Origin of the sequence: Methylobacterium sp. 285MFTsu5.1 (assembly GCF_000383455.1) — a bacterium.
Taxonomy (GTDB): Bacteria; Pseudomonadota; Alphaproteobacteria; order Rhizobiales; family Beijerinckiaceae; genus Methylobacterium.
Window position 1 is genome coordinate 55,964 of the sequence record NZ_KB911271.1, and the last position, 11,892, is coordinate 67,855.

The 11,892-nt window shown below is 69.2% G+C and carries 12 protein-coding genes; 1 reads left to right on the forward strand and 11 read right to left on the reverse strand.

Annotated elements, in window-relative coordinates; translation table 11 throughout:
- Nucleotide 1 precedes the first annotated feature (1 nt).
- From H288_RS0104515 to coxB, 10 genes are all read right to left on the reverse strand, one after another.
- Nucleotides 2–1,258, reverse strand: coding sequence for an SfnB family sulfur acquisition oxidoreductase (locus H288_RS0104515; RefSeq protein WP_020091403.1), 1,257 nt, complete (start codon nucleotides 1,256–1,258; stop codon nucleotides 2–4).
- A 42-nt stretch (nucleotides 1,259–1,300) separates the two neighbouring features.
- The gene (sfnG, locus tag H288_RS0104520) at nucleotides 1,301–2,416 is read right to left on the reverse strand and encodes a dimethylsulfone monooxygenase SfnG (protein ID WP_020091404.1); all 1,116 of its coding nucleotides are present in this window, start codon (nucleotides 2,414–2,416) and stop codon (nucleotides 1,301–1,303) included.
- Nucleotides 2,417–2,628: 212 nt separating this feature from the next.
- Nucleotides 2,629–3,393 carry an SURF1 family protein gene (locus tag H288_RS0104525; RefSeq protein WP_020091405.1) on the reverse strand — a complete coding sequence of 255 codons (765 nt, stop codon included), beginning with the start codon at nucleotides 3,391–3,393 and terminating at the stop codon, nucleotides 2,629–2,631.
- Nucleotides 3,390–3,764 carry a DUF983 domain-containing protein gene (locus H288_RS0104530; RefSeq protein WP_026604660.1) on the reverse strand — a complete coding sequence of 125 codons (375 nt, stop codon included), beginning with the start codon at nucleotides 3,762–3,764 and terminating at the stop codon, nucleotides 3,390–3,392. Before H288_RS0104530 ends, H288_RS0104525 begins: the two co-directional genes overlap by 4 nt.
- A 151-nt stretch (nucleotides 3,765–3,915) precedes the next feature.
- A complete protein-coding gene (locus H288_RS0104535; RefSeq protein WP_020091407.1) occupies nucleotides 3,916–4,779 on the reverse strand; it encodes a cytochrome c oxidase subunit 3 in 864 nt (287 codons plus the stop codon).
- A 147-nt stretch (nucleotides 4,780–4,926) separates the two neighbouring features.
- Entirely contained in the window at nucleotides 4,927–5,538 is a 612-nt protein-coding gene (locus tag H288_RS0104540) for a cytochrome c oxidase assembly protein (RefSeq protein ID WP_026604661.1), read from the reverse strand.
- A 10-nt stretch (nucleotides 5,539–5,548) separates the two neighbouring features.
- Entirely contained in the window at nucleotides 5,549–5,713 is a 165-nt protein-coding gene (locus tag H288_RS35560) for a hypothetical protein (protein WP_020091409.1), read from the reverse strand.
- Nucleotides 5,714–5,718: 5 nt separating this feature from the next.
- Nucleotides 5,719–6,669 (reverse strand): heme o synthase, encoded by a 951-nt coding sequence (locus H288_RS0104550; RefSeq protein WP_020091410.1) that lies wholly within the window; start codon nucleotides 6,667–6,669, stop codon nucleotides 5,719–5,721.
- A 215-nt stretch (nucleotides 6,670–6,884) separates the two neighbouring features.
- A complete protein-coding gene (gene ctaD / locus H288_RS0104555; protein WP_020091411.1) occupies nucleotides 6,885–8,513 on the reverse strand; it encodes a cytochrome c oxidase subunit I in 1,629 nt (542 codons plus the stop codon).
- Between the two features lie 50 nt (nucleotides 8,514–8,563).
- Complete coding sequence (gene coxB, locus H288_RS0104560; protein ID WP_020091412.1) at nucleotides 8,564–9,403, reverse strand: cytochrome c oxidase subunit II; 840 nt, start codon at nucleotides 9,401–9,403, stop codon at nucleotides 8,564–8,566.
- Between the two features lie 361 nt (nucleotides 9,404–9,764).
- On the opposite strand from coxB, the gene fdhD reads away from it, so the two are divergent.
- Nucleotides 9,765–10,547, forward strand: coding sequence for a formate dehydrogenase accessory sulfurtransferase FdhD (gene fdhD / locus H288_RS0104565; protein WP_234083048.1), 783 nt, complete (start codon nucleotides 9,765–9,767; stop codon nucleotides 10,545–10,547).
- Between the two features lie 23 nt (nucleotides 10,548–10,570).
- Here the strand turns inward: fdhD and H288_RS0104570 are convergent, their stop codons facing one another.
- Entirely contained in the window at nucleotides 10,571–11,431 is an 861-nt protein-coding gene (locus tag H288_RS0104570) for a hypothetical protein (RefSeq protein WP_026604663.1), read from the reverse strand.
- Between the last annotated feature and the right edge of the window lie 461 nt (nucleotides 11,432–11,892).

Sequence of the window (11,892 nt, forward strand, 5' to 3'; positions counted from 1 at the left end):
ATCAGCTCCAGGCGTGGAGCGGCGGGTTCACGCCGTTGAGGGCGTGGTTGCCGACGATCGCGTATTTCCAGCGGACGGGATCGTGCAGCGTGTGCGTGCGCGCGTTCCGCCAGTGACGGTCGAGATTCTCGGCGGCCAGAGTCGAGCGGGTCCCCGACAGCTCGAACAGCTTGTTCGACGCCGCCAGGGCGACCTCGGTGGTCAGCACCTTCGCCTCGGCGACCGCGATCTGGGCCGCCGCGACCGTCTCGGCGTCCGGCCGCGCGACCGCCGCGTCGAGGGCGAGACCGGCCCGGTCGAGCAGCGCCTCGGCGGCGTGCTGCCGGATGGTCAGGTCGCCGACCGCCTGGATCGTGTAGGGATCGTCGGCCGCCCGCTCCAGCCCGCTGTCGATCCAGGGCCGGGCCTTCTCGCGGACGTAGCCGATGGTGTCGTCCAGGGCCTCGCGGCCGATCCCGGCATCGACCGCGGCCTGGATGATCTGGAACACGGCGCCGTCGGCGGTCGGCGCCGCGTAGCCCTTCCAGGCCGGCACCAGATGGGTCTTGGGCACGCGCACGTCGTCGATCAGCACGGTCCCGCTCGCCGTGCCGCGCTGGCCGAAGCTCGACCAGTCGTCGATCACCGTGAGTCCGGGCGCGTCCCGCTCGGCGATGGCGTACCAGGCGCGTCCCTCGGCATCGAGGGCGACGATCGGGACCAGGTGCGCGAGGAGGGCGCCGGTGGCGTAGAACTTCCGGCCCCGCACCACGACGTGGTCGCCGTGATCGGTGAAGCGCGTGTCGAAATCGGCCGCCCGCTTGGTGCCGCGCTCCGAGAAGGCGTTGCCGAACCGCGTTCCGCGCAAGACCTCGCCGAACAGCAGGTGCTTCTGCGCCTCGTCCGACACGGTCCGGATGGCCGCCAGGATGCCGAGGTGGTTCTGGGCGATCTGCGCGATGGCGGGATCGGCGGCCGCCACGATGGCGATGACCTGCGCCAGCGTCCGGTACGAAACCTCGGGGCCACCGTAGGCGCGCGGCACGTTGATCGACCAGAGGCCGCTCTGCGAGAAGGCGTCGAGCTCCTTGAGCGGCCGCACGGCGTGGCGGTCCCGCTCCGACGCGCCGGCCCGGAACTCGGCCGCGAGCCCGTGGGCCACGGCCAGCGCCTCGGCGTCGTCACGGATCACGTGGGCGGGTGAGGGCGGCCGCGCGGGGCCGGGAGCGCCCGGGCGGTGCTCCGGCTCGAGCGTGCGCGCATCGACGGCGATGTTCATGGCTCACTCCGATCAGTCGGGATACGGTTCGGCGGGCGGCGCTCAGGCGGCCTCGGCGCGCCGGTCGCGGGCGGCCTCGAGGGCGCGGACCCGCGGGATCACGTGCGCGCCGAAATACGCGACGTCCTCCTGGAAATGCAGGAAGGCCAGCAGGGCGAGGTCCGCTCCCGCATCCTTCAGCGCCAGGATCCGCTCGGCGATCTGGTCGGGCGTGCCGATCAGGTCGGTCTTGAAGCCGTCGTTGTACTGAACGAGATCCTCGAAGCTCGACTTGGCCCAGTTGCCTTCCCCTTCCGGCGAGGCCTTGCCGGCATTCTTGACCTCGTGACCGAAGGCCTTCACGGCGTCCGGGTCGGCGTTGTCGATGATCTCCTGAAGGACGGCGCGGGCCTCCTCCTCGGTGTCGCGGGCGATGACGAAGGCGTTGACGCCGATCCGGGGATGATTGCCGGTCTCGGCCGACTTGGCGCGGATATCGTCCACCTGGGCGCGGATCGTCTCCGGCGTGCCGCCATTCGTGAAGTACCAGTCCGACACGCGGGTCGCCATGTCGCGCGCGGCGCGCGACGAGCCGCCCTGAAAGATCTCGGGCAGCGGCTGGGCCGGCTTCGGCTTCAGCGTGTAGTCGCTGTAGCGGTAGAAGTCGCCGCGGAAGGTGAAGCTGTCCTGCGTCCAGATCCCGCGCAGGCTCCGTATGAACTCCTCCGACCGGCGGTAGCGCTCGTCGTGGTCGAGCCAGGGCTCGCCGATCGCCCGGAACTCGCCCGAGAACCAGCCGGAGACGATGTTCACCGCGATGCGGCCTTCGGTGAGTTGCGAGATCGTGGCGATCTGCTTGGCGGCCAGGGTCGGATGCCAGGGACCGGGCAGGAGCGCGGCGATCACCTTGAGCTTGGTGGTCGCGGCCAGCAGGGCGTGGCTGAAGGCGACCGATTCGTGCTGGTACTCGGCGCCGTAGCCCGCGGTGAACCGGATCTGCGTCAGCCCATAATCGAACCCTGCCTCCTCGGCGATCTGCGCCAGCTTCCGATTGTACTCGGCATCCCAGCTCGTTCGCTGGGGGATCTTGCTGATGACAAGCCCCCCGGAGACGTTGGGCACCCAGTAGGCGAAGCGGATCGGCTCGCGCGCCGCCGCGTCGGCGATATGGCTGGTCATCCGGCGTTACCTCAGTTGCACGGCGGTCGGGCGCCGTGTCGTCTTCGGATGATCGCCGCGAACTGAATACACTATGCAGAACGCGACCGATCGCTCAAGAACACCGAAAGTATTCCGGGGCGACGGCCGTCGGTCAAAGGAACGGGTTGCCGTTTTTAAGCCGATCTCGGCGAGACTCTTCTTCGCCGAGATCCTGCGCGCGCGGCTTTGTCCTAGGCGGCGCGGGCCGCGGGCGAATCGTGCAGGCGGCGCCACGCGAAGACCGAGAACACGCCGATCAGGCAGGCGGCGAGGCCGAACCACGTGAATGCGTATTGCAGGTGGTTGTTCGGCAAATCGACCCGGAGCTGGCCGCCGCGCGGCCACGTCGTCTGCCCGGGAACGGCGTCGGCCTCGATCAGGTAGGGCTCGACCGTTCCGAGGCCGCGCGCCGCCGCGATGCCGGCGATGTCCCGGTTGAACCACTCCCCGCGGGCGGGATCCGGTTCCGGCACGAACATCCCCCGGGCCTCGCTCGCGCGGAGGATGCCGGTGACCGTCGTCGACCCGTCGATCAGGCCGTCCCGGCGATCGCCCTGCGCCTTCAGCTCCGTGGGAACGAAACCCCGGTTGATGATCACCATGCTCCCGTCGTCCCGGCGGAACGGCGTGAGCACGTAGTAGCCCTGCAGGGCGCGGCCCGGCGTCTCGCCGGGCGCCAGCCCGTGCACGAGGGTTTCCCGGTCGTTGAGGAACTGACCGCTGACCCGGACGTGCCGGAACTCGTCGCGCGCCGGATCCCAGACATCCGCGGCCGGAGGCGCCACCGGCTCCGCGCGGCTCTGGCGCACGATCCGGGCGATGAGATCCTCCTTCCAGGCCCTGCGCTCGAGCTGCCACGTCCCGAGACCGAGCAGGATGGCCAGGGCGATCAGCGAGGCGAGTCCCGGCGCGACGAGGTCGCGCCAGCCAGCGCGGTGCGGTCCGCTCGCGGTCACGGCTCGAAGCGCCCTTGCTCCGCCCGGTTGCTGAACTGCAGGGCGATCAGCAGGCCCTTGAGGGGCCGCACCAGGATCAGGCTGAGCCCGACCGAGAGGGTCAAGGCCACCAGGGCGTGGACCCAGATCGGCGGCTCGTAGGTGATCTCCAGCCAGAGGGCGAGACCGACCACGATCAGGCCGACGATCGACATGACGAAGAAGGCCGGCCCGTCCGCGGAGTCGAAATGCGCGTAGTCGAGCCCGCACGCCTCGCAGGAGGGGCGCAGGCTCAGGAACCCTTTGAACAGGTGACCCTCACCGCAGCGCGGGCACCGGCCGCGCAGGCCGGTCGGGATCGGCGGAGGCGGCGAGTAGGTTCGGTTGTTCACGGGCACACTCCAGACCTGTTCCGTGCGGGACCCCATCGACCCGCGCGCGGGCCGCTCTCGTCGATACGGGGTTCGCGCGGCGTCGGAAACGCAGAAGGGCGGCCTGAGCCGCCCTTCGCAGATCCGCCATGCGGCGACGGGATGGTTCCGCTCAGTGAGCGCCGCCGCCGTGGAAGACCCCCGAACCCCACACGTAGATGGCGGCGAACAGGAACAGCCACACGACATCGACGAAGTGCCAGTACCAAGCGGCGAACTCGAAGCCGAGGTGCTGACGCGGGGTGAACTGGCCCGCGTAGACGCGGAACAGGCACACCGCCAGGAAGATCGTGCCGATGATGACGTGGGCGCCGTGGAAGCCCGTCGCCATGAAAAAGGTCGACGAGTAGATGCTGCCCGAGAAACCGAACTCGGCGTGGCTGTACTCGTAGGCCTGGCAGGCGGTGAACAGAACGCCGAGGATGATCGTCAGCCACAGGCCGTACTTCAGGCCCTTGCGGTCGCCCTCGATCAGCGCGTGGTGCGCCCAAGTGACGGTGGTGCCCGAGGTCAGCAGGATCAGCGTGTTCAGGAGCGGCAGGTGCCAGGGATCGAACGCCTCGATGCCCTTCGGCGGCCAGACACCGCCGGTGAACTCCACGCGCGAGACCTGGATCGGGTCGGCGGTGTAGAGGGCGGCCTCGAAGTAGGCCCAGAACCACGCGACGAAGAACATCACCTCGGAGGCGATGAACATCATCATGCCGTAGCGGTGGTGAAGCTGGACGACGCGGGTATGGTCGCCGGAATTGGCCTCGTGCGCGACGTCCTTCCACCACGAGAACATGGTGTAGAGGACGCCGATCGTGCCGGCCCCGAAGATGTAGGGACCAGGAGCCAGGGTGCCGATCGTGAGGCTCTTCATCCAGAACACGGCGCCGAACGCCATGAGAAAGCCCGAGAAGGCCCCGATCAACGGCCACGGGCTCGGATTCAGGATGTGGTAGTCGTGATTCTTGGCGTGCGCCTCGGCCATCGTCCCGTCGCTCCTCACCCTCGCGCCCTGCACCGTTCCCGGCCTAACGCTGTTCGTTGCTTGCCCTAGGCCGGGCGCGGCACGCACCACACCCAAGCTTGCTCGCAGCTTTAGTCGCTGCGGCCCCGTGTTGTCACGGGTCCGCGATCAGAAATCGCCCTTCGTTCCCGAGGAAGACGATTTCGCCACCGCCGCCTTCACGGGCTGACCGTTCTTGGAGGCGAAGTACGTGTAGGACAGCGTCATCTCCGAGAGATGCGCGGTGTTCGAGTCGTCCCGAACGGCCGGATCGACGTAGAACACCACCGGCACGTCCAGCGTCTCGCCCGGCTGGAGCGTCTGCTCATTGAAGCAGAAGCAGGCGATCTTGACGAAGTAACCACCCATCAACCCGGGCTGGACGTTGAAGGTCGCCACACCCGCCGAGGGCGTGCTGCCGGTGTTCTGCACGCGGAAGAAGACCGTCTTGGTCTCACCGAGCTTCGCCTCGACGCTGCTCACTTCCGGGATGAATTTCCAGGGCAGCCCCGGCGCGACGTTGGTGTCGAAATGGACGACCATGCTGTCGTCGGTCCGCGCCGCGGAGGCCGAGAGGGCCGGTCCTTGCCGGGGCGTGCCGTCGTAGCCGGTCGCCTTGCAGAAGGCGTCGTAGAGCGGCACCGACGCGAAGGCGAGGCCGATCATGCCCACGGCGAGACCCGCGCAGGCGAGGGCGGTGCGCGTGGCGGCTCGGTTCGATCCTGATGGAGGAACTGTCATCGGGAGCGCCTCAGAGCGGCCGGGTCAGGATCTGAGGGCCGAGCTTGACGATCGTCAGCACGAAGAACAGCAGGACCCAGGCTCCCAGCGCTAGCGCGATCGCGATCGAGCGCTTGCGGCGGCGCGCCTCCTGCTCGGGCGTGAGCGGCCGGTACTGGATCTCGGGATCCGCCATGGCGCTCAACCCAGGACCGGGCGGAACAGGCCGAAGCTCTGCTCGGCCAGGAGCGCCGAGAACAGCGCGAACAGGTAGAGGATCGAGAAGCCGAACATGCCCATGGCGGCGCGCCGCTCGGCATCGCCCTCGCGGTTCCGCAGCACGCGGATGCTGAACGCTACCATGCCGAGGCCGCCCACGAGGCCGACCACCGCGTACACGAGGCCGCCGAAGCCCAGGGCCACCGGCACGAGGCCGAGGGGTGCGAGGAGCAGCGAGTACCAGACGATCTGGCGGCGGGTGGAGGCGGGACCGGCGACGTTCGGCATCATCGGGATGCCGGCGCGGGCGTACTCGTCGGCCTTGATCAGGGCCAGCGCCCAGAAGTGCGGCGGGGTCCAGATGAAGATGATGGCGAACAGGATCAGCGACTCGACGCCGACCGACCCGGTCACCACCGCCTGCCCGATGACAGGCGGCAGGGCTCCGGCGGCGCCGCCGATGACGATGTTCTGCGCGGTCGCCCGCTTCAGCCACATCGAGTAAACCACGGCGTAGAACACGATGGTGAAGGCGAGGAGCGCGGCGGCCAGGAGATTGGCGGCGAGCCCGAGCACCACCACGGAGGCGACCGAGAGGAACAGTCCGAAGCCCAGTGCCTCCTGGGAGGTGATCCGGCCCGACGGGATCGGCCGGGTGGCGGTCCGACTCATGACCGCGTCGATGTCGGCGTCCCACCACATGTTGAGGCAGCCGGACGCACCGGCGCCGACCGCGATGGCGAGGAGCGAGATCGCGCCGATGGCCGGCTGCACGTGGCCCTGCGAGACCACCATTCCGACCAGTGCGGTGAAAATCACGAGGACCATCACCCGCGGCTTCAGCAGGGCGAAGTAGTCCGGAACGTCGCCGCCGGCGGTCGTGAGTGCCGGGGCAGGAACGTCCGGTCCGATCGTGTTCGTCAGGCTCGTCATCGCGTCTGCCGCTGCTGTGTCGGCGCCCGGCCGCGCGCGTCACGGCCGAGTCGTGTCTCGAAATCGACGTGTTCCAAGGATCGGCGTGAGCGGGGCCCGGGACTTCTCCCTCGGCCCGTGCGGGTCGCCCTCATCGCTCGCCCTTGCCGGGAGGTCGGCCGACCGGCCTCCGGGGAAGGGCGAGGGCCGCGGACGCGGCCCTCGCGGGATCTCTATCAGTGCGCGCCGGGCTCGTCGACGATGCGGGGCAGCGTCTCGAACTGGTGGAACGGGGGCGGGGAGGAGAGCGTCCACTCGAGGGTGGTGGCGCCTTCGCCCCACGGGTTGTCCGCGGCCCGCTCCTTCGAGCGGAAGGCGAGGATCACGCCGATCACGAACACGAACATGCCGAGCGCGAAGATGTGGCCGCCGTAGGTCGACACCTTGTGCCACTGGGCGAATGCGTCCGGGTAGTCGGCGTAGCGGCGCGGCATGCCGGCGAGGCCCAGGAAGTGCATCGGGAAGAACAGGACGTTCGCGCCGATGAAGGCCAGCCAGAAGTGCAGCTTGCCGGCCCACTCGGGGATGATGTGACCGGTCATCTTCGGGAACCAGTAGTAGACACCGGCGAAGATGATGAACACGGCCCCGAGGGACAGCACGTAGTGGAAGTGCGCGACCACGTAGTAGGTGTCGTGCAGGTACTTATCGACCGCCGAGTTGGCCAGCACGACGCCGGTGACGCCGCCGACCGTGAACAGGAAGATGAAGCCCACCGCCCAGTGCATGGCGGCGGTGAAGCGGATGGAGCCGCCCCACATGGTGGCGATCCACGAGAAGATCTTCACGCCGGTCGGGACCGCGATCACCATCGTGGCGAACACGAAGTAGGACTGCGTCTGCAGCGACAGGCCGACCGTGTACATGTGGTGCGCCCACACGACGAAGCCGACGACGCCGATCGCCACCATGGCGTAGGCCATCGCGAGGTAGCCGAAGACCGGCTTGCGCGAGAACGTGGCGATGATGTGCGACACGATGCCGAAGGCCGGCAGGATCATGATGTACACTTCGGGGTGACCGAAGAACCAGAACAGGTGCTGGTACAGGATCGGGTCACCGCCGCCGGCCGGGTCGAAGAAGGTCGTGCCGAAGTTGCGGTCGGTCAGCAGCATCGTGATGGCGCCCGCGAGCACCGGCAGCGAGAGCAGCAGCAGGAACGCGGTCACCAGCTCGGCCCAGGCGAAGAGCGGCATCTTGTGCAGCGTCATGCCCGGGGCGCGCATGTTCAGGATCGTGGTGATGAAGTTGATCGCGCCGAGGATGGAGCCCGCGCCCGACAGGTGGAGCGCGAAGATCGCGAAGTCGACGGCCGGGCCGGGATGGCCGGCGGTGGAGAGCGGCGGGTAGACGGTCCAGCCGGTGCCGGCGCCGGACGCGCCGGGCGCGCCCTCGACGAACAGCGAGCAGAGCAGGGAGCAGAAGCCCGCCACCGTCAGCCAGAACGAGATGTTGTTCATGCGCGGGAATGCCATGTCGGGCGCGCCGATCATGAGGGGCACGAACCAGTTGCCGAAGCCGCCGATCAGCGCCGGCATCACCATGAAGAACACCATGATGAGCCCGTGGCCCGTGACGAACACGTTGTAGGTCGCGGGGTTCGAGAAATACTGCAGGCCGGGCGCCTCCATCTCCATCCGGATGCCGAAGGAGAGGAACGCGCCGATGATTCCGGCGCAGAAGGCGAACAGCAGGTAGAGGGTGCCGATGTCCTTGTGGTTCGTCGACAGGAACCAGCGGGCGAAGAACGACGGCTTGTGGTCGTGGACCTCATGGGCCCCGGCATGGGCTGCGGCTGTAGCCATGGATTCGAATGCCTTGTGGATCTGATGGGGTCTGTTCGATCAGCCGGGGCTCAGCGGGCCTCGGCGAAGCTCGTGCCGTTGTCGATGCGGGCGTACTTGGTCTTCGCCTCCTTCAGCCAGTCGGCGTAGGCCTGCTCGCTGACCACGCGGACCACGATGGGCATGTAGGCGTGGCGCTGGCCGCACAGCTCGGAGCACTGGCCGTGGAAGGTGCCCTCCTTGTCGGCCTTGAACCACATCTGGTTCAGGCGGCCGGGGACGGCGTCGATCTTGAAGCCGAAGGCCGGCATCGCCCAGGAATGCAGCACGTCGGCGGCGGTGACCTGGATCTTCACGATCTTGTTGACCGGAACGACCATCTCGTTGTCGGTCTGGAGCAGGCGCGGCTGCTTGTCCTCGTCGATGTTGGCATCGAACGTGAAGCCGCCGCCGGCCTCGGTCTGCGGGTACTCGTAGGACCAGTACCAGGCGTGGCCGACGACCTTGACGATAATGTCGGCCTTCGGGTCCGAGAGCTGCGTGCGCAGCAGGCGGAAGGACGGGATCGCCACGGCGACCAGGATCAGCACCGGCACGATCGTCCAGGCGACCTCGATGGCGGTGTTGTGCGTGGTGCGCGACGGCGTCGGGTTCCGCTTCTCGCCGAAGCGGTAGACGCACCACAGGATGAGCCCGAGGACGAACACCGAGATGGCGAGGGACAGCCAGTGCAGGCCGATCTCGAAGTTCAGGATGTCGCGCGCGTTCTCGGTGACCGGGATCTGCCGGTCCATCTCCCACGGCACGGGCTGACCGAAGCCCGCGGCCTGCGCGCCGGATATCGGGAAGAGCAGGGCGCCGAGAGCGGCGAGGCTCCAGAGTGACCGGTTGATCGTCCGCACCGTCCGCATCTGCCTCTCGTGGCTCCCCTGAAACTGTCTGGCTGCCGCCGGACCTCCCCGTCTTGAACGCGTGCGGGATTGTACCGACGTGACGGAGTACCGGTTGTGTCACCCGGCATTATCCGACCGGCGCTTCAGACCACAAGGGCCGGCCACGTGCAACCGCACAAGCGTCGCATCGCGCGCTTTCCCGCCAGTTGACGGCGCCTCGTGGCGTCGGCGCACTAGGGGCCGGCGAAATCGTTCCCTGTCACGTCGCGCCGGGGATGAAGCGTCGCGACGCGTTCGTGCCACGCCTGCGGAGTTCGAGATGTCCACCCAAACCGGCAGCCCCACCTCCGGTCCTCTGCCCTGCGCAGTGCCGGCGCCGATGCAGGTGATGACCTATACGGGCTCGGCGCCGAGGCCGGACACGCGGGCGCTGGCCGTCGAGGCGCCGGTCAACCTCGTCTACGGCAGCGTGCCGCACGCCGTGATGATGGCGACGCCCGCCGACCTCGAGGATTTCGCCTACGGCTTCAGCCTGACGGAGGGCATCGTCGACAGCGCGGAGGAGATCCGCGCGACCCGCGTCGAGACGGCGCCGGACGGCCTGCGCCTTCACGTCGATCTCGCGCCGGGCCGGCTCCGCGAGCATCTGGCGCGCAAGCGCGCCATCAGCGGCCGCACCGGCTGCGGGGTCTGCGGCATCGAGGACTTGGCGCAACTGCCGCAGGCCGGTAAGCGGGCGGACTCCGAGGTCCGGGTCGGGCTGCCCGCCATCGCCCGCGCCCTGTCGAATCTCGACAGCGCCCAGCGCCTCGGCGCGGAGACGCGCGCGGTCCACGCCGCGGCCTGGGCGCGCCTCGACGGCGGCCTCGCGGCTGTGCGCGAGGATGTCGGCCGCCACAACGCTCTGGACAAGCTGATCGGCACCCTGATGCGGACCGGGACGCCCGCGGACTCGGGTTTCCTGGTCATCACCAGCCGCTGCTCGTACGAGATGGTCGAGAAGGCCGCGCGGCTCGGCGCGGCCGTGATCGTCGCCATCTCGGCGCCGACGTCGCTGGCCCTCGACCGAGCCCGGTCCTACGGCATGACGCTCTGCGCCATCGCGCGGGCCGACACCGTGACGGTGTTCACGGGAGCCGAGCGGCTGACGGACGGCGCGTGACGCGCCGGTTCCGTCCGCCGAATTTACTCGGCCTGGCCGGGGACGATGGTCGCGCCGCCGATCACCCGAACCGGCTTCTTGTCCGTGGGCGGATCCTTCCAATCCTTCGCGGCCGGCTTGGCCGTCTCGGCCACGGCGGCGTCGGCCGGCTTCGACGGCGCGGCGGGTCGCGCAGCGGGAACCGGGGCCGGGGCCTTCTCGATCGCCGCCGCCTTGGTCTCGGGCGCGGGACCGGCGTTCGGATCCGCCTTGGCCGTATCGGCCGGCGGGAGCTTGGCGGCCGGTGCCTCGGGAGACGTGCGGGGCGGCGGCTTCAGCTCCGGCGTCCGGGCGAGCGCTCCGCGCGCGACCCGCTTTGGCGGAGCGTTGGGCGGAGCGGTCCGGCCGACGCTGTCGGGATTCACGCCTTCGGGATTGGCCTCGGGCCGCAGGGCCTCGGTGCCCGGCCGGCGCTGGGGTCGAGCCATCGGACCGTCCTCGGGCGGGACCGGACGCATCGCGCGGCGGGGCACGACCTCGTCCTCGGTCCAGCCGAAGCCCGGTGCGGGTCGCTCCAGCCGAGCGACGGTCTCGGGCGCACCGATCGGCCGGCGGCCCACGATCCCGCCCGTCATGGGATCGACGAACAGCCGGACGGGCGCGCCGGCGGGACCGACGGCGTCGACCACGTAGACCCGCCCGTCGAAGCGCGGGCGGCTCAGGCCGCTGAACCCGCGATCTGCGAGGCGCCAAGCGACGACGCGAGGCGGAAGGACCTCCTCCTCGAAGGCGAATTGCGCGCGCGCGCCGCCCGATGCGCCCAAGAGAGCGAGCGCCGACAGGCACGCGGCGCGAAGCGTCCGGCTCATCGGGCGTGGGAAGCGCGCAGCGGCTCTGCTCGTCATCGTCACTCTTGTGCGTTCTGGGTTTGGAGACCCGGCAGAGTGTCCGGTTCGTGTCCGGTTCCGGCATGGTCCGGGCCGGTAGACCCGGACCTCGACCATGCCGGCGAGGTCGTTGCCCCGCATGCCGCTTGTGCTCGGCACGACCCGTAGATCCCGCGATTCGGGCGAGATTGCGGAGGCGCGGAGCGGATCCCGGCCCATCATCCAGAGCGGCGACACCGTCGCGGCCTGCAGTCTCTTGCTGAAAACATTTCAATCTGGCAGTTTCGCGACTTAGGACAGCACAACTGTCCCATCGGCCGTGCATCCCGGCCGTCGCCGTCTCGCGCGCGGGCGAGAAGTTTCGGCAGACGGACACGGGCGCGCCAGCGCACCGCTCTCCGAGCGGTCCGGGTCCTCGATGAACGCAGGCCGACGGACGTGTCCTCCCGGACCGGCCGGATGGCCTGCGGCAAGAGGCC